This window comes from Mesorhizobium sp. C120A, assembly GCF_030323105.1.
Classification (GTDB): Bacteria; Pseudomonadota; Alphaproteobacteria; order Rhizobiales; family Rhizobiaceae; genus Mesorhizobium.
Window position 1 is genome coordinate 3,229,188 of the sequence record NZ_CP100476.1, and the last position, 18,727, is coordinate 3,247,914.

13 protein-coding genes are annotated in these 18,727 nt (G+C 62.8%); 9 read left to right on the forward strand and 4 right to left on the reverse strand.

Features of this window, described 5'->3' with window-relative positions:
* Nucleotides 1-200: 200 nt before the first annotated feature.
* From NL532_RS15590 to NL532_RS15610, 5 genes are all read left to right on the forward strand, one after another.
* Complete coding sequence (locus NL532_RS15590; RefSeq protein WP_023829901.1) at nt 201-2,984, forward strand: valine--tRNA ligase; 2,784 nt, start codon at nt 201-203, stop codon at nt 2,982-2,984.
* Nucleotides 2,985-3,344: 360 nt separating this feature from the next.
* Nucleotides 3,345-4,559 carry an OmpP1/FadL family transporter gene (locus NL532_RS15595; RefSeq protein WP_023829902.1) on the forward strand — a complete coding sequence of 405 codons (1,215 nt, stop codon included), beginning with the start codon at nt 3,345-3,347 and terminating at the stop codon, nt 4,557-4,559.
* Between the two features lie 289 nt (nt 4,560-4,848).
* The gene (gene ilvD, locus NL532_RS15600) at nt 4,849-6,573 is read left to right on the forward strand and encodes a dihydroxy-acid dehydratase (protein WP_023829903.1); all 1,725 of its coding nucleotides are present in this window, start codon (nt 4,849-4,851) and stop codon (nt 6,571-6,573) included.
* On the forward strand, nt 6,560-7,384 hold the full coding sequence (locus NL532_RS15605; protein ID WP_023667701.1) for a tetratricopeptide repeat protein: 825 nt from the start codon (nt 6,560-6,562) through the stop codon (nt 7,382-7,384). Before ilvD ends, NL532_RS15605 begins: the two co-directional genes overlap by 14 nt.
* A gap of 374 nt (nt 7,385-7,758) precedes the next feature.
* A complete protein-coding gene (locus tag NL532_RS15610) occupies nt 7,759-8,796 on the forward strand; it encodes a transposase (RefSeq protein WP_286488140.1) in 1,038 nt (345 codons plus the stop codon).
* A gap of 123 nt (nt 8,797-8,919) precedes the next feature.
* Here the strand turns inward: NL532_RS15610 and NL532_RS15615 are convergent, their stop codons facing one another.
* The 4 genes from NL532_RS15615 to erpA form a co-directional block, all read right to left on the reverse strand.
* Nucleotides 8,920-9,174 carry a hypothetical protein gene (locus tag NL532_RS15615; protein ID WP_245260192.1) on the reverse strand — a complete coding sequence of 85 codons (255 nt, stop codon included), beginning with the start codon at nt 9,172-9,174 and terminating at the stop codon, nt 8,920-8,922.
* Between the two features lie 116 nt (nt 9,175-9,290).
* A complete protein-coding gene (gene xth / locus NL532_RS15620; RefSeq protein ID WP_023667698.1) occupies nt 9,291-10,085 on the reverse strand; it encodes an exodeoxyribonuclease III in 795 nt (264 codons plus the stop codon).
* 8 nt (nt 10,086-10,093) lie between these two features.
* Nucleotides 10,094-10,486, reverse strand: a complete 393-nt coding sequence (locus NL532_RS15625; protein ID WP_023691101.1) for a VOC family protein — start codon at nt 10,484-10,486, stop codon at nt 10,094-10,096.
* A 4-nt stretch (nt 10,487-10,490) separates the two neighbouring features.
* Nucleotides 10,491-10,838 carry an iron-sulfur cluster insertion protein ErpA gene (gene erpA, locus NL532_RS15630; RefSeq protein ID WP_031199080.1) on the reverse strand — a complete coding sequence of 116 codons (348 nt, stop codon included), beginning with the start codon at nt 10,836-10,838 and terminating at the stop codon, nt 10,491-10,493.
* Nucleotides 10,839-10,914: 76 nt separating this feature from the next.
* Between erpA and NL532_RS15635 the strand changes: the two genes are divergently transcribed.
* The 4 genes from NL532_RS15635 (at nt 10,915) to nagZ (ending at nt 18,610) form a co-directional block, all read left to right on the forward strand.
* The gene (locus NL532_RS15635) at nt 10,915-12,129 is read left to right on the forward strand and encodes a deoxyguanosinetriphosphate triphosphohydrolase (RefSeq protein ID WP_023688214.1); all 1,215 of its coding nucleotides are present in this window, start codon (nt 10,915-10,917) and stop codon (nt 12,127-12,129) included.
* A 62-nt stretch (nt 12,130-12,191) separates the two neighbouring features.
* The gene (gene argS / locus NL532_RS15640) at nt 12,192-13,955 is read left to right on the forward strand and encodes an arginine--tRNA ligase (protein ID WP_023744778.1); all 1,764 of its coding nucleotides are present in this window, start codon (nt 12,192-12,194) and stop codon (nt 13,953-13,955) included.
* Between the two features lie 103 nt (nt 13,956-14,058).
* Nucleotides 14,059-17,457, forward strand: coding sequence for an SPOR domain-containing protein (locus NL532_RS15645; protein WP_023829905.1), 3,399 nt, complete (start codon nt 14,059-14,061; stop codon nt 17,455-17,457).
* Nucleotides 17,458-17,590: 133 nt separating this feature from the next.
* Nucleotides 17,591-18,610: a beta-N-acetylhexosaminidase gene (gene nagZ / locus NL532_RS15650; RefSeq protein WP_023688217.1), complete on the forward strand. Its 1,020-nt coding sequence runs from the start codon at nt 17,591-17,593 to the stop codon at nt 18,608-18,610.
* Nucleotides 18,611-18,727 lie beyond the last annotated feature (117 nt).

Genomic DNA, 18,727 nt, shown 5'->3' on the forward strand with positions numbered 1-18,727 from the left:
TCCGGCTGATGTCGCGAATGCGATCAGCTTCCCGTCGGGATCGCTGACGATGAAGGTGCGGGCATGGCCTTCCCGTTGAAATGACCAGGGCCCCGCCTATTTGCGTTGAAGGACTGAGGCAGCCCTCGCGGTTGACTTGGCCAAAACCTTCCGATTTACACCGGGTCAGCAAAACTCCCGACCGCGCGGACCACTTTCCCATGCTTGAAAAGACCTACGACGCCAAGACCGTCGAACCCAAGATCGCCAAAATCTGGGAAGAGGCGGACGCATTTCGCGCCGGCGCAGGTGCGGAAGAGGGGGCCGAGGCCTTTACCATCGTCATCCCGCCGCCCAACGTCACCGGCTCGCTGCATATGGGCCACGCACTCAACAACACGCTGCAGGACATACTCGTGCGCTTCGAGCGCATGCGCGGCAAGAACGTGCTGTGGCAGCCGGGCATGGACCATGCCGGCATCGCCACGCAGATGGTGGTCGAGCGCCAGCTGATGGAGAAACAGATCCATCGCCGCGATCTCACCCGCGAGGAGTTCATCGAGAAGGTCTGGGAGTGGAAGGCCGAGTCCGGCGGCGCCATCTTCAACCAGCTGAAGCGGCTCGGCGCCTCGGCCGACTGGTCGCGTGAACGTTTTACCATGGATGAAGGCCTGTCCAAGGCCGTGCTCGAAGTATTCGTCAGCCTCTACAAGGAAGGGCTGATCTACAAGGACAAGCGCCTTGTGAACTGGGACCCGAAGCTGTTGACGGCGATCTCCGACCTGGAGGTCGAGCCCCAGGAGATCAACGGCAATCTCTGGCACTTCCGCTATCCGATCGAAGGCGAGATTTTCGATCCGGAAAATTCGGCGACCTTCATTACCGTGGCCACGACACGGCCCGAGACGATGCTTGGCGATACGGCGGTCGCCGTGCACCCGGACGACGAGCGCTACCGGCATCTGGTCGGGAAAAATGTCGTGCTGCCGATCGTCGGCCGGAAAATCCCGGTTGTGGCTGACGAGTATTCCGACCCGGAAAAGGGTTCCGGCGCGGTCAAGATCACGCCGGCGCACGACTTCAACGATTTCGAGGTCGGCAAGCGCCACAAGCTGCCGGCGATCAACATCCTGACCATCGAGGCGGCAATAACGCTCAGGGATAATGAGGATTTTCTCGCCGGGCTCGACGTGACGCCGGAGCGTCAGGCCGTCTGGGACGAGCTCGACGGTCTCGACCGTTTCGTCGCGCGCAAGAAAATCGTCGAGCTGATGGAGACCGGCGGCTTCCTCGACAAGATCGAGCCGCACCGCCACGCCGTGCCGCATGGCGACCGCGGCGGCGTGCCGATCGAGCCGTTTCTGACCGAGCAGTGGTATGCAAACGCCGCCGAGCTGGCCAAGCCGGCGATCGCATCGGTGCGTGAAGGCCGTACCAACTTCGTGCCGAAGAACTGGGAAAAGACCTATTTCGACTGGATGGAGAACATCCAGCCCTGGTGTATTTCACGCCAGCTATGGTGGGGTCACCAGATCCCGGCCTGGTACGGGCCGGACGGCCGGGTCTTCGTCGAGAAGACCGAGGAAGAGGCGCTGGGCGCCGCGATCGAATATTATCTGGCGCTGGAAGGTCCATGGAAGGCCTGGGTCGAGGACAAGCTCGAGACCTTCAAGCCGGGCGAGATCCTGACCCGCGACGAGGACGTGCTCGACACCTGGTTCTCGTCGGCGCTTTGGCCGTTCTCGACACTGGGCTGGCCGGATCACACGCCGGAGCTGAAAACCTATTACCAGACCGACGTGCTGGTGACCGGTTTCGACATCATCTTCTTCTGGGTCGCCCGGATGATGATGATGGGCCTGCATTTCATGCACGAGGAGCCGTTCCACACCGTCTATGTGCATGCGCTGGTGCGCGACAAGAACGGGCAGAAGATGTCGAAGTCGAAAGGCAACGTCATCGATCCGCTCGACCTCATCGACGAGTTTGGTGCTGACGCACTGCGCTTCACGCTGACGGTGATGGCGGCGCAGGGGCGCGACGTGAAGCTCGATCCGGCGCGCATCGCCGGCTACCGCAATTTCGGCACCAAGCTGTGGAACGCGACACGCTTTGCCGAGATGAACGAGGTCGCGCGCAATGACGATTTCTGGCTGAACGACGCCAAGCTGCCGGTCAATCGCTGGATCCTGACCGAGCTGACCAGGGCGTCGCGCGCGATCACCGAGGGCATCACCGGCTACCGCTTCAACGAGGCGGCCGGCGCCGCCTACCGCTTCGTCTGGAACCTGTTCTGCGACTGGTATCTGGAACTGCTGAAGCCGGTGTTTATGGGCACGGACGAGGCTGCCAAGGCCGAAAGCCGTGCCTGCGTCGCCTTCGTGCTCGACGAGATCTACAAGCTGCTTCACCCCATGATGCCGTTCATGACCGAGGAGCTGTGGGCGCAGACGGCAGGTGAGGGCAGGACGCGCGCAACGCTGCTTTGCCACGCCGCCTGGCCATCACCGGACTTCGAGGACGCCGATGCAGCCGCCGACATCAACTGGCTGGTCGATCTGGTCTCCGGCATCCGCTCGGTGCGCTCTGAAATGAACGTGCCGCCGGCGGCGATCGCGCCGTTGGTGGTGGTTGGCGCCAGCGTCGAGACCCAGCAGAGGCTGGATCGCCATGCGTCCGCCATCCAGCGGCTGGCGCGGGTCGGCGATATCTCGCTGGAGGACGCGGCACCCAAGGGCTCGGCCCAGATCGTGGTCAACGAGGCGACGATCTGCCTGCCGCTCGGCAGCCTGATCGATCTCTCCGCCGAGGCGGCGCGGCTGCAGAAAGAACTGGCCAAGGTGACCGAGGAAATCGCGCGGTTGCACAAGAAGCTGTCGAATGAACGGTTCGTCGCCAGCGCGCCGGAAGAGATCGTCGCGGCCGAGCGCGAAAAACTCGACGAATACCGCGATCAGCAGGAGAAGCTTTCGGTGGCGTTGACTAGGGTGCGCGACGCTGGTTGAGCGCTGGATTCGCAAGGCGCCGGCAAGTGCTTGGCGGCGGTTCTTTTGCTCGAACAACAGGCATTCCGTAAGGTTAATATTGACGTAAACGGAAAGTTTCAGCCCCATTGTTGCCATAATGTAACAATCGGGCCAAATAGCTCCGAAAGGGCTTGTTTTTGAGCTTTTTGTGACGGGTTTCACAGAATTCTTTCGCTGATCTGCCCCCGGAAAGCCGTTTTTCGGCCTTGCTTCGGAACCAGCCGCTGTGCCGGAAAGGCAGCCGGCTCAGGTGTACATGTACGCTATGTGAATTCATTGTTGCGCCGTTAACCCGAATTGGTTCTAGCTTGACCCACTAGTATTTCGGGGAGGATATCCATGAACAATCTGCGTTTTAAAGCACTGCTGGGGGCGGGGTGTTTTTCGCTGGGCTTGATCGGTTCCGTACATGCCGGCGGCATCGAGCGCGGTGGCTACGACATCGACCTTCTGTTCGATCCGGCGCGCTTCGCCACCGAAGCCGAGGCGACCTACGTGATGCCTGAGCGCAAGCTCAAGAATGCCGTCGACGGCAACGCGACGCTCAACTTCAAAAGCACAGCTGATGACAGCGAAGGCTACTGGGTGCCGCGCATAGGCTTCAAGGCCGAGGTGGTTAAAGACGTCGACTGCATGGCTGACTATTCGCAGCCTTGGGGCGCGCATACGAATCCTGGCATCTGGAACGGCTCTTTCTCCAACATCGAAACCGATATCAAGAGCAATAATTACGCAGCCACCTGCTCCTACAAAATGGATGCCGGCAAGGGCCAGCTACGTTTTATCGGCGGTGTCTTTTACCAAGAAGTCTATGGTTTCAAGGAAAGCTTCATCACGCCGCTGGCGCCTGGCGCCGTTGGCCGCGTTGACCTAAAGGGTACCGGCTGGGGCTGGCGCGCCGGCCTTGCTTATGAGATCCCCGAAATCGCGCTGCGTGCCAGCCTCGTTTATAACTCGCAGGTCAAGTTGGACAATCTTGAGGGTGCGCTCGACCTATCGCAAGTCGCCCAGGGTAAACCTGACATCTACGGTTCCGCGTCTATGCCGGATTCGGTGGAATTGAAGCTTCAGTCAGGCATCGCGCCTGGCTGGCTCGCTTTCGGCTCGATCAAATGGGTCAACTGGAGTGTGCTGCAGAGCATTCCGATCTGCTCGCAAGCAACCAAGGGCCTTGCACCTTGCACGACGATTTCCCCATTTCCAGTTAGGCTAACCTCGCTCGACCTGATGTACCGCGATGGCTGGACGGTGACCTCCGGCATCGGCCACAAGTTCAATGAGCAGTGGAGTGGTGCCGCCCAGCTATCTTGGGATCGCGGCACGTCGCACGGTGTTGGCTCGCAGACCGATACCTGGACGCTCGGTGGCGGCGTCGCTTACACGCCAACCGCCAACATCGAAGTGCGGTTGGCCGGCGCGGTTGGTGTACTGACCAGTGGTCACTCAGGCACGTTGACTGACGAGAATGGCTATGAGGCCGGTACCGACGTCAGCTACGACTTCGGCAACGATCTGGTCACGGCAATTTCGGGCGGCGTCAAGATCAAGTTCTAAGGCTCTGAAAATTATAACGAAAGGCCGGGTATAGCCCGGCCTTTTTGTTTTGTGGGTGGACCATCGAGCGATGACGGAAAACTTGGTGTTGCAAATCCGTCGCATCACTTTCACCTCTCGCAATTGTGACGTTTTGGCAACAGTTCCCGACCAACCCCCGCGCTACAGCCTCGCCCGAAGAAATTGCCCATTTCCCGCCATAAACCCGGCGCACCTCGAATTCGTCTCGGGACACGCGCCACAAGGCTCGGCGATGAGGCAGGCCGCACCGCCCGCGGCAAGGAAGAGAATGGACGCCAAAGTCATTTCCAAGGCTAAGCTCCCTAGCCGCCATGTGACCGTCGGTCCGGCGCGTGCGCCGCACCGTTCGTATCTCTATGCCATGGGCCTGTCTGCCGCCGAGATCGGGCAGCCGCTGGTCGGCGTTGCTTCCTGCTGGAATGAAGCGGCACCTTGCAACATCTCGCTGATGCGCCAGGCGCAAGTGGTCAAGAAAGGTGTGGCGGCCGCAAACGGCACGCCGCGCGAATTCTGCACCATCACCGTCACCGACGGCATCGCCATGGGGCACCAGGGCATGAAGTCGTCGCTGGTGTCGCGCGATGTCATTGCCGATTCGGTCGAACTCACCATGCGGGGCCATTGCTACGATGCGCTGGTCGGCCTTGCCGGCTGCGACAAGTCGCTGCCCGGCATGATGATGGCCATGGTGCGGCTCAACGTGCCGTCGATCTTCATCTATGGCGGCTCGATCCTGCCGGGCTCTTATCGCGGCCGCCAGATCACCGTGCAGGACGTGTTCGAGGCGGTCGGCCAGCATTCGGTCGGCACGGTCAGTGATGCCGAACTGCTCGAGATCGAGCAGGCGGCGTGTCCTTCCGCCGGCTCCTGCGGGGCCCAGTTCACCGCCAACACCATGGCCACCGTCGCCGAGGCCATCGGCCTGGCGCTGCCGTACTCCTGCGGCGCGCCGGCGCCTTACGAGATGCGCGACCGCTTCAATTTCGCCTCGGGCGAAAAGATCATGGATCTGATCGCCAAGAACATCCGTCCGCGCGACATCGTCACGCTGAAGGCGCTGGAGAATGCGGCAACCGTGGTCTCGGCCACCGGCGGCTCGACCAATGCGGCTTTGCACCTGCCGGCGATCGCTCATGAGGCAGGCATCAAGTTCGACCTGTTCGACGTTGCCGCGATTTTCGAGAAGACGCCCTACATCGCCGACCTCAAGCCGGGCGGCAAATATGTCGCCAAGGACATGTTCGAGGCCGGCGGCATTCCGCTGTTGATGAAGACGCTGCTCGACCACGGCTATCTCCATGGCGACTGCATGACCGTGACTGGCCGTACTTTGGCCGAAAACATGGAGCATGTTGCCTGGAATGATAGCCAGGATGTGGTCCGTCCCGCCAACCGACCAATCACCCAAACCGGCGGTGTCGTGGGCTTGAAGGGCAACCTTGCCCCCGAAGGCGCGATCGTGAAGGTCGCGGGCATGACGGAGCTGAAATTCTCAGGTCCGGCACGGTGTTTCGATTCGGAAGAGGAATGTTTCGAGGCGGTCACGCACCGCAACTACCGGGAAGGCGAGGTTCTCGTCATCCGTTACGAAGGTCCGCGCGGCGGCCCGGGCATGCGCGAGATGCTGTCGACGACGGCGGCGCTCTACGGCCAGGGCATGGGCGGCAAGGTCGCCCTCATCACCGACGGTCGTTTTTCGGGCGCGACGCGCGGTTTCTGCATCGGCCATGTCGGGCCCGAAGCTGCCGTTGGCGGCCCGATCGGGCTCTTGAAAGACGGCGATGTGATCTCGATCGATGCAACCAAAGGCACGATCGCGGTCGACCTGTCCGAGGCCGAACTGGCAACGCGGGCGAAGGCCTGGAAGGCGCGCACGACCGACTATCAGTCGGGCGCGATCTGGAAATACGCACAGACGGTAGGGCCTGCCCGCCACGGCGCGGTCACCCATCCGGGCGGTGCCAAAGAAACACATTGCTATGCGGATATCTGAGTTGTTGAGGTCGTCTGTCCTTCCGGCACTGGTCGCTGTTGCGATCTTTGGCGCCGTGGGCCAGGCCATGGCCTTCGACGACAAGGTGTTCGACGACAAGACCGGCGTGAAGCCGCAATCGAGCCCATGGGCCGTGTTCCAGTTCGGCTTCTCCGCCTACAAGAGCGGCCATAAGGAACAGGCGGTCGAGGCCTATAAATACGCCGCCGAGAACGGCCAGATCGGCGCCACCTGGAAGCTCGCGCGCATGTACGCCGAAGGCGACGGCGTGACGCGCGACGACTATGCGGCCTTCAAATTCTTCTCCGAGATCGTCGATCAGGATGTCGAGCCGGGATCGCCGGAGGAAAGCTATGTCTCCGACGCGCTGGTGGCGCTGGGCGACTATCTCCGGACAGGCATCCCCGGCAGCCCGGTCGAGGAAAACGAGGTCGCGGCGCAGGAATATTACATGCGCGCGGCCGCCAATTACCGCAACCCGAACGCCCAGTTCGAGATGGGCCAGATGTTCCTGAAGGGCGAGGGCGGCGTCAAGGCCAGCGTCAAGCAGGCCGGCCGCTGGTTCCAACTCGCCGCCGAAAAAGGCCATGCCGGCGCCCAGGCGACTCTCGGCAATCTTCTGTTCCAGAGCGGCAAGATCGTGCGCGGGCTGGCCATGATGACCGCCGCGCTCGAACGCGCCTCGCCGAGCGACCAGCCGTGGATCCGCGGCATGCAGGAAGAGGCATTTGCCGCCGCCGGCGAAGCCGACCGTCGCACTGCCATTTCGCTTGCCGACGACATCCTGACCAAGGGCGGCGGCGACCAGTGAAATTGCCAATCTCCCCCCTTGAGGGCATAGGCGCTAAGATAGGTATTGCCTTGCGGAATCGGGTGTGATTCTACACTGCGATGACACACGAATCGCTTGTTGACGACGGCTGGGCCGAGACGATTGAGCTTCTCGGCGGCGAAGATTTGCTCACGCAGAGCGCCCGCGAGACGAAGGCGTTCCTGCGCCCGCGCGGCGTCAGGTCGGCGAGCGACCTGTTGCGCCTGACACTGGCTTACTGCCTTGGCAAGGTTGGCATGCGGGGCGTCGTGGCCTGGGCGGCGGCGAGCGGGATTGCCGACATTTCGGACGTGGCGTTGCTTGGCCGGCTGCGCAATGCAGGACCATGGCTGCAGCAGTTGATGGGGCACCTTTTGAAGCGCGAGGATGCAGGTTTGGCCAAAGGCCGGCTGATCCGCATCCTCGATGCGACAGCGGTTGCCAAGGCCGGTGCGTATGAGAAGAAGAACAATGGTCTTTGGCGCATGCACTGCGCCTTCGAGCTTGAGCGCGAGCAGTTCGACTTCATCGAGATCACCGATCAGAGCGAGGCCGAGTTGATCGACCGCGTGCCGGTGGTGCCGGGCGAGATCCGCATCGGTGACCGCGCCTATCTGCAGGCCGAGCGGATCGCCAAGGTGATGGCGCAAGGCGGTGATGTTGTTGTGCGCGCGTCGTGGAAAAACGCGCGATGGCTCGACGCCAACGGCAGGGCGTTCGATCTCATCGGCTTCCTGGAGAACTGCCGGGAGGAAGTCTGCGAAACGCCTGCCCGGCTGGCACTCAAGAAGGGCGAGCCTGTGAAGATGCGCCTGATCGCCTTGCGCAAATCCGAGGCCGCGGCACAAGAAGCGCGGCGCAAAATCAACAAGGAAGCCAAGGCCAAGGGCAACAAGGTTCAACCGCAGACGCTGATTGCGGCCGGCTTCGTCCTGCTTGTGACCTCGCTTGACCGGGAGGAGTTTCCCGCCGATACGGTCCTCAAGCTCTACCGCATGCGCTGGCGCATCGAGCTCGCCTTCAAGCGCCTGAAGAGCCTGATCGGGCTGCGCTCTCCTCCCGCCAAAGACCCAAGGATCGCAAAGCCTTGGATCCTTGCACACTTCCTCATCGCGCTTGTGACCGAACCCCTCTCGCAGGAGTTGGGTGTGTCTCTCCCCCTTGAGCGACGGGCGCCCGCTGCTGTGGCGCGCCACCCGCCAGATCGTCGCCTCTCTGATCGCTACCATCTTTACTCAACCTTCCTTGGCGGCCCTGCGCCAAAATCTCCATGCCTTGCGATATCGCTGGCGCGAACCACCACGAAAGCGCAAGTTTCAGTCCATGCCAAAGCTATCTTAGCGCCTATGCCCTTGCGGGGGAGATGGCCGGCAGGCCAGAGGGGGGCGCTGTCCCGCTGGCATTTCAGTTGACTAAAGTTTGCCCGGGTTGGACTGAGAGGGTGAGCTTGTTTGACCGAAAGGTCGCGTTTCTTCGCGCCCCCCTCTGGCTTGCCGGCCATCTCCCCCTCAAGGGGGGAGATTAGCTCACATCCATCAGTTCTCGGTGAGTTCCGCCGGCGCCGCTCTGTGTACCGGCATCGAGATCGGCGTGACGTGCAGATGCGGCTTCATCGTGCTGTCGGGGCAGCTGTCGCCGATCTTGGTCCATGAGGTGTTGTTGAGCACCAAGTCGCAGCGGGCCATATGGCTCTTGTCTGAAACCGTCAGGCAGGTGACCTGGCCGACCTGGTAGGACTTGCCATTGGCCAGGCACTGCTGGTCGGCAAGTGCCGCTGCAGGGGAGGCCATGGCAAATGCCAGGCCGATTGGACAAAGGAGGAATCGTAGTGCCATGGAACCCCAGCCGCCATGCTGATCTCTGACTGAATGGCGCGATTGTGGCGACATCAGGGTTTCGGCTGATATCAAGCCGGCAGCAGCGCCAGATCGATCGCCACCGGCACGTGGTCGGAAGGCTTTTCCCAGGCGCGCACATGCTTTTCGATCGAGGCCGAGGAAAAGCGGTTGGCCGCTTCGGGTGACAACAGCAGATGGTCGATGCGGATGCCGTTGTTCTTCTGCCAGGCGCCGGCCTGGTAATCCCAGAAGGTGTAGACGTCGGCGGCATCGGTGACGGCGCGCACCGCCTCGGTAAAGCCGAGATTCTTCAGTCGCCGGAAGGCCTGCCGGGTCTGCGGCTGGAACAGCGCATCGCCAAGCCAGTTCTCGGGGAAGCGCGCATCGACCGGCTCGGGGATGACATTGTAGTCGCCGGCCAGCACCAGCGCCTCCTCCAGAAGCAGCCGCTGCTCGGCCCAGCGATGCAGCCGCTCCATCCAGGCCAGCTTGTAAGGAAATTTCTTCTCGTCATCGATGGGATTGCCGTTGGGCAGATAGAGCGAGGCGACGCGCAGCGCGCCCTGGTCGGTCGAGAACACGCCCTCGATGAAGCGCGCCTGCTCGTCGGCGTCATCACCGGGCAGGCCTCTGATAACCTCGTCGAACGGAAGTTTCGACAGTAGGGCGACGCCGTTAAAGCCCTTCTGGCCATGGGTTTCCACGTTGTAGCCAAGCGCCTCGATCTCGGCGCGCGGGAACTGCTCGTCGACCGACTTGATCTCCTGCAGGCAGACGATGTCGGGCTGGCTTTCGCTCAGCCAGTGGGTGAGGTTGCCGATGCGGGCGCGAATGCCGTTTATGTTCCAGGTAACGATTTTCATGGGCGGCCTCAGGGATGTTCGGGCGAAAGACGTTCGACAAGCCCGATCGTATTGCCTGCCGGGTCCTTTAGAAAGGCCATCCACTCGCTTTCCCCCGCCGTTCCGAACGTGCCTTCGGTGTCGTTGTGGACGAGCGCCGGCGGTGCGGTGAAGGGAACGCCGGACGCTTTCGCCTCGGCGTGGAAGGCTTCGAGCCCGGCTATATCGAGATAGACGGTGCCGGCCGGAACGCCATCGGTGAACAGCAACCTGATATCACCGGCCATGATGAAGGCGATGCCCGGCGGATCGTAGCGGGCGTGAACGTTGAGGCCGAGCACATCGCGCCAGAAGGCCAGCGTCACGTCGAGATCGCGCCCGGCCGACAGTGCGACCTGACGGACCGCGCCGACGCCGGACATCTGCCTAGATGGAGAAACTGGTGCCGCAGCCGCAGGAGGCGACTGCATTGGGGTTGCGGATCTGGAACGATTGGCCCATCAGATCGTCGACGAAGTCGATCACCGAGCCGCCCATATAGACCAGCGACAAATCGTCGATCAGCACGGTGGCGCCGTCCTTTTCGATGGCGACGTCGTCGTCGTTGCGCGTATTGACCAGGTCGAACTTGTAGGAAAAGCCGGAGCAGCCGCCGCCCTCTACGGAGACGCGCAGCGCCGTCTTGCCGGCCTCGCCAGAGACGATTTTCGCGATCCGCCTGGCGGCGGACTCGGTCATCTCGACTTTCATGGCAGTCTTGGCATCAGCGCCCATGGGCGTCACCTTGCTTTCAGTTTCACATGATAGGTATGAAGCGGGAAGGGGCAAGTCAACTGCGGCGGCATCAGCCATGACAAATGAGCTTGGCGACATTGGGTTCGGCTATCGGCCGCGCGCGGCCTATGCCAGCGACCCAGCCAGGTCGCGCGGGCGGCTCTATGACGAGGTCGAGAGCCCGACTCGCACGCCATTCCAGCGCGACCGTGACCGTATCATTCATTCGACTGCCTTCCGCCGCCTGAAGCACAAGACGCAGGTGTTCGTCGCCCATGAAGGAGATCACTACCGCACCCGGCTGACGCATTCGATCGAGGTGGCGCAGATTGCGCGGGCTCTGGCGCGAGCGCTGCGCGGCGACGAGGATCTGGCCGAGGCGGTCGCCTTGGTGCACGATTTCGGTCACACGCCGTTCGGCCATACCGGCGAGGACGCGCTGAACGAGCGGATGGCCCAATGGGGCGGCTTCGACCACAATGCGCAGTCGCTGCGCGTGGTGACGCGGCTGGAGCGGCGCTATGCCGAGTTCGACGGGCTGAACCTGACCTGGGAAACGCTGGAAGGCCTGGTGAAGCACAATGGCCCGCTGACCGACGCCAAGGGAAAAGGGCTCAAAGGCCCGGTGCCGCAGGCGATCCGCGACTATTCCGAGTTGCACGACCTCGAACTCGACCATTTCGCCGGCATCGAGGCGCAATGTGCTGCGATCGCCGACGATATCGCCTACAACACCCATGACATCGACGACGGCCTGCGCTCCGGCTTCCTGACCTTGGACATGCTGGAAACGGTGGCGCTGCCGGGATCGATCCTGGCAAGCGTGCGCGCGCGCTATCCGGGCCTGGACGATGTGCGCACCGGCCATGAGCTGATGCGCCGGCAGATCACGATGATGGTCGAGGATGTCATTGTTTCCACCACCGCCAATCTTGAGCGCATCAAGCCTGACAGCGCCGAAGCGGTGCGGGCGGCGGGCGAAACGATGGTGACCTTTTCCGCTGACGTGGCGGCGACCGAGAAGGAATTGAAGACCTTTCTCTACAAGCATCTCTACCGGCATGACGAGGTGATGCGCGTGCGCACTCAGGCCGAGCAGATCGTGCGCGACCTGTTCGATGTCTATTACGCCGATCCGCGCGCCATGCCGGACGGCTGGCGGGAGGGGCTCGACCGGGCGGAGGACCGCATCAAGGCGCGCAGCGTCGCCGATTTCCTCGCGGGGATGACGGATACCTACGCCTTGAAGGAACACCGCCGTCTGTTTGACCATACGCCCGATTTAAGCTAGGGCGGGCGCGATTTGCCGGCCAATGAGCCGGTTCCCCTGCACAGTCCGCCAGAGCAAGACCCATGAACATCTTCGCCGATTTCAGCGCGCGAATCACAAAAGCCGTCGAAGCGCTTGATTTGAAAGACAGTAATGGCGTTTCGCCCGACCTGTCGCGCATCGCCGTCGAGCCGCCGCGCGACGCCAGCCATGGCGATCTCGCCACCAATGCGGCGATGGTACTGGCCAAGCCGACAGGGCACAACCCGCGGGCGCTGGCCGAGCGGCTGGTGGAAGTGCTGCGCAGCGACGCCGATGTTGCCGAAGCCGACGTCGCCGGTCCCGGCTTCGTCAATCTCCGGCTCAAGGACGCTTTCTGGCAGGCACATCTGACCGCGGTGCTCGGCGAGGGGCAAAACTACGGCCGCTCGACCATTGGTGGCGGCAAGAAGACCAATGTCGAATATGTCTCGGCCAATCCGACCGGGCCGATGCATGTCGGCCATTGCCGGGGCGCGGTTGTCGGCGACACGCTCGCCAATCTGATGGCCTTCGCCGGCTATGACGTCACCAAGGAATACATCATCAACGACGCCGGCGCGCAGATCGACGTGCTCGGGCGTTCGGCCTTCCTGCGCTACCGCGAAGCGCTGGGCGACGACATTGGCGAGATACCGGCCGGTCTCTATCCCGGCGACTATCTTGTGCCGGTCGGTCAGGCGCTGGCTGCCGAATTTGGCCGCAAGCTCTTGCAGATGCCCGACGATCAGTCGCTGGCAATCGTCAAGGACCGCACGATCGACGCCATGATGGTGATGATCCGCGAGGATCTGGCGTTGCTCAATGTGCATCACGACGTTTTCTTCTCCGAGCGCACGCTGCATGCCGACAATGCCAAAAAAATCCGCTCGGCGATCAACGATCTGACGCTGAAAGGCCATATCTACAAGGGCAAGCTACCGCCGCCCAAGGGCGAGAAGCCGGACGACTGGGAAGACCGCGAGCAGACGCTGTTTCGCTCGACGGCGGTCGGCGACGACATGGACCGGGCGCTGGTCAAGTCCGACGGCTCGTTCACCTATTTCGCCGCCGACGTCGCCTATCTCAAGGACAAGGTCGACCGCGGTTTCGTCGGCCTGATCTATGTGCTGGGCGCCGACCATGGCGGCTACGTCAAGCGGCTGGAAGCGCTGGCGCGGGCGATTGCAGGCGATGATCTGAAGCTGCAACTCACGGTGCTGCTGTGCAATCTGGTGAAGCTGTTTCGCGATGGCGAACCGGTTCGGATGTCGAAGCGGTCGGGCGACTTCGTGACCTTGCGCGAAGCGGTGGAGGAGGTGGGCCGCGATGCGATCCGCTTCATGATGCTCTACCGCAAGAGCGACGCGCCGCTCGACTTCGATTTCGCCAAGGTCACCGAACAGTCCAAGGACAATCCCGTGTTCTACGTGCAGTACGCTTCGGCGCGCTGTCATTCGGTGTTCCGGCAGGCGAGCGAGCAACTGGGCGAGGCCAATTTCGACCGCAACAGCCTGGCCGCGGCCTCGGCGTCGCTCACCGACGAGGGCGAGATCGGCCTGATCCGGAAGCTGGCTGAATATCCCCGGCTGGTCGAATCTGCGGCCCTTGCGCTGGAGCCGCACCGGCTGGCATTCTACCTCTACGATCTGGCTTCCAGCTTCCATGGACACTGGAATCGGGGCACCGAGAATGCCGACTTACGTTTTGTTAAGGTTAACGACCGACAATTGACTCATGCCAGACTAGGGCTGGTGCAGGCTGTTTCGGATGTTTTGACCTCCGGCCTGACGCTGATTGGGGCTGATGCGCCCACTGAGATGCGTTAGGTTTAACTAAAACACCTGTCACCATTTGCCCACATTGCGCTGGTAAGGGCCAACCCTACGCGACGTCCATGGCGTCCGAATGAGTGCGAGTTCGGGAACAATAATGGCAGACAGAACCCAGCTGAGAGTAGCCGACAACAACGACATCGCCGAAGATGATCCGTTCGCTGAACTGACCAGGATCATGGGTTTCGATCCGCGCCAGCCGGTCAAGCCGCAGGCGCCAGCCGTCGAGACGGCTGCGGACGAGGGCGATTTCGACATCGACCTCGAGAAGGAGTTGATGGGCGAATTCGGCGATGAAGTCGGTTCCATGGAGGCCAGCCAGCCAGCTCCCGAGGTTCACCAGCCTGCCGCTGAGCCCTACGAACCTGCTGCCGAGATTCGCGAGCCGGCTTTCGAAACCACCGATGCCGCGATGGACGATGCGCTGGCTGCTTCGCTGGAATATGATTTCGTCTTCGACGATGCCGCCGATCTGGATTTCGGCGCTGCCCCGCAGGCTGCGGCTGCTCCCGTTGAACCCTCGGTTGCCGAACCTTGGTTTGCCGAGCCCGCATTCGACGAAGCTGCATTCGATGACGATTTCGACAATGCCGTGGCCAGTTCACTGGAAAACGTATCGCCGCTCGAAGACGACCTGCCGATTGATGACGAGCTTGCCGCTTCGCTCGAGCAGGGGTTGCTGCTCGATGACGATGCGACCGTCGCCCATGCCGCAGATGTAGCCCAGGTTGCTGCTGCGCCCGCCGACGATGTCGCGTTCGACGATGATTTCGACAATGCCGTCTCGATGTCGCTGGAAGACGAGCTGACGCTGGACGGTCCTGCGCCGGCGCAGGACCAGTATGCCGCGCCAGTAGCCGAGGCGCCGGTCGTCGGAGTCGCCGACCACACTGTTGCCGACGAGGATTTTGCGGGTCATTTCGATGACGCGATGGCCGATGTCGACATGGACTTTGCGGCCCAGGATTTTGCAGCCCAGGATTTTGCGGCCGAGCATTTCGAGCCTCAGGCTTTCGAGGCTCAGCCTGTTGAGGCCGAGGATCCGGAAGAGCGCGATCTGGATGTCAGCGATCTGCAGGCCAGCGCGCCGGTTGAGATGGATGCGCCGGAAGTGAACGAGACGCCGGCCTGGACTGTGGAGGCCAGCCCCTCTCATGAGACTGCGCACGAAGCATTCGACGATTTCGATCTGAGCATCGATGATGCGCTTGCCGATCACGAGCCGGTTGCCGAGATCGCACCCACTCCGGTTCAGCCAACTCCGGTCGCACCAGCCTATGTGGCGCCTACCAATATGGCGACCCCGGCCGCTCCGGTCGCTGACGAACGGACGTTGGAAGATGAACTCAACGCGCTGCTTGGCGCCATGACCACACCACGCCCGGCGCCAGTCGCGCCGATTCCGGTCGTCACCGAGCCCACCAGGGCTGCCGCCATCGAGCCCGCCAGGACTTATGAGCCGGTTGCCCCGGTGCAGCGGTCCGTCGCAACGCCGGTCGCTCCGGTCGATAATCTCGACTGGGACCTGGACGAACACGCGCCGGCTCCTCAGGAGGCCCGGGCGGACGATGCCGATTTCGACGATCTGCTTGCCGGCGAACTCGAGGGCCATGAGCCCGAGATCGAGTTCGATGATCATGCCTTCGATGCGGCGCTCGCCAAGGGCATCGATCTCGGTAATGACACGGCAGCACCGGTCGCTGGCGATTGGCGCTCGACGCCGCCGGAGCCGGCGCGTTCGTGGAGCCGCGTGACTCCCACCCCGGCCCAGCCTTCCTTTGCAGCGCAGCCGCAACCTTCTTTTGCAGAAAAGCCGTCCATGCCGCCGGCGGCAGCGCCAAGCTATCGCGACCAGCCGGTTGCAGCTGCTGCCTATGTGGCGCCGACGCCATCGCGCCAGGCGCCGCCTCAGGCCTATGACGAGATGCCGGATGTCGAGACGGTCGATGTGCCGGAGCGTGTGGTGGCGATTGCCGACGACCTCGACATTCCAGAACTCAGCTTCGAGCAAGACGAGCCGGCCGCCTATGACGACATCGACGCCGAATTCGCCGGCATGCTCAACGAGATGAACGCGGTGGAAGTGGCGCCGCCCACTGCCGCACGCAGTGCCGGCTATGATGACGATTCCTACAGTTCCGGCTTCAGTTCGGGCCACGAGCTCGACCAGCGCGCCTATGCGGCGCGGCCAGCCGAAGTGCTTGCAGCCACGCAAGCTCACCACGCCGATGCCGCCGGCGGCTTCGACATGGACGATCTGCCCGGCAGCCAGCCGGTTTCGCAGGCCGACGATTTCGCGGTCGACGAACTCGACTACGATCCGGATCTGGACGAGGCAATGGCGGTGCCGGGCCTCGCCGAGCAGGAAGCCGCACGGCCGCGCAGGAGCGGCCTGCTGGTCGCGGGGGTCGTTGCTGCGGTTGCGATTGCCGGCGGCCTTGGCGCCTTCGCCTTGTCGTTCGGCGGAAAGGGCGGCAGCGATGCGCCGGTCATTGTCAAAGCCGACAACAGGCCGATCAAGGTCAAGCCCGAAAATCCGGGCGGCGCCGTGGTGCCGAACCAGGACAACAAGGTTTATGATGCGGTCGCCAAGGGCACCAAGCCGGCCGAGCCGGTTCAGGAGAAGCTGGTCACCAACACCGAAGAGCCGGTCGATGTGAAGGCGCAGGAGCCTGAAAGCCGCGTCGTCGATCTGTCGCCCGACGATACTGCCCCAGGCCCCAACGCTGCCGGCAACCCCGAAGCTGCCGTCAACCCCGAAGCTGCCGTCAACCCCGACGCGGCTGTCGCGCCGGCGCCAAAGTCCGAGGACCGCATCGCTCAGGTGCTGCAGGAAGCCGACAAGAACCCCGATACCGTCGCCGTTGCCCCGCGCAAGGTGCGGACCATGGTGGTCAAGCCCGACGGCTCGTTGGTGGCCCGCGAGGACTCGACGCCGGCCGCGCCACAGGTTGCGGCGACTGAGCCGCTTGACCCGGCGCCGCAGCACGTCGCCCCTTCGGCCGATGCCGAGCAGACCGGCACCGTGGCGCCTGCCGATCAGGCAAATAGCGACCAGGCAAGTGCCGAGACCGCCAAGCCGGTCAAGCCGGTGAAGCCGGCGGCCACGCCGAAGGCTGAGACCCAGTCCGCCAACACGCCGCAGACGGTTGCCGTAGCGCCGCAGCGCCCGTCCGACCAGCCGGTCGACGTGGTCGGCGAGGTCAAGCCCGACCAGGTTGCCTCCATCCCGGCGACGGCTTCGACATCGGGCGGTTCGTGGTCGATGCAGATCGCTTCGCAGCCGACGGTCGAAAGCGCCCAGGCCAACTACGCCGACCTGCAGCGCCGCTATGGAAATGTGCTCGCCGGTCGCACCGCCAACATCGTCAAGGCGGAGATCGCCGGCAAGGGCACCTTCTACCGTGTCCGGGTGCCTGCGCAATCGCGCAACGATGCGATCAATCTGTGCACCAGCTACAAGGCTGCCGGCGGCAACTGCTTCGTGTCTCGGTAAGGCCGGATCCAATTATCAGAGCCGGTGCGTTCCCAACGGTCGCGCCGGCTTTTTCATGTGGATGGGCGAGAGGTTGAGGCGCTTGCCGTCCGGGGAGATTCCCTTTGCCGGCGCGAAGCCCTAAACTGGTGGAATGACCGAATCAAAATCCATGATCCTCGGCTGTGCCGGGAAATCGCTGACCCGCGAAGAAATCCGTTTCTATCGCAATGAATGCCCGTGGGGCTTCATCCTGTTTGCGCGCAACATCGGCGAAACCGAGCAGATCCGCGATCTGGTCGCCGAAATGCGCGACTGTATCGGGCGCCCCGATGCGCTGGTGTTCATCGACCAGGAAGGTGGCCGGGTGCAGCGCCTGCGGCCCCCGCTGGCGCCGAACTATCCCGCCGGCGGCGCGCTCGGTGCATTGTGGCGCAAGGACCATGATGCCGGCACCCGCGCTGCCTGGCTGATGGCGCGGCTGCATGCCTTCGACCTGTTACGCTACGGTATCTCTGCCGATTGCCTGCCGGTGCTGGACGTGCCGATCGAGGGCGCCAGCGACGTCATCGGCGCGCGCGCCTATGGCAAGGAGCCGCGCCCGGTCATCGAACTCGGCCGCGCGGCGGCGGAAGGGCTGATGTCGGGCGGCGTGCTGCCGGTCATGAAGCACATTCCGGGTCACGGGCGCGCCTTTGCCGACACGCATTTCGAACTGCCTGTGGTCGATGCCTCGCTGAGCGACCTGCAGCGGCATGATTTCGCCCCGTTCCGCGAGCTTAGCCATCTGCCGATGGCGATGACGGCGCATGTCGTCTACAGCGCCATCGATCCGAACAACCCAGCGACCACCTCAGGCAAGGTCATCGACGAGATCATCCGCCGCGAGATCGGCTTCGACGGGCTGTTGATGAGCGATGACACCTCGATGAAGGCACTTTCTGGGGATTTCCCGACAAAGGCGGCCTCGATCCTTGCGGCGGGCTGCGATCTGGTCCTTCACTGCAATGGCGTTTTCGAGGAGATGGCAGGCATCGCATCGCGAACCACGGGACTTGAAGGGACGTCGCTGGAGCGCGCCAACCGGGCGCTGACCTATATAAGGGATCGCGACCGGGCCGACGAAACCGAGATACGCGCCGAGTTTGCCACCTATTTCGATGCGGTGGCCTAGAGACGGATGATTTCAGGTCTGTTCGACCTGAAATCTGAATCCGTCTCTAAATTAGATAGAGAGAGCATGATGTCGTCCGAAAACCGTTTCACACTTTTCGGCATCATGCTCTAACCA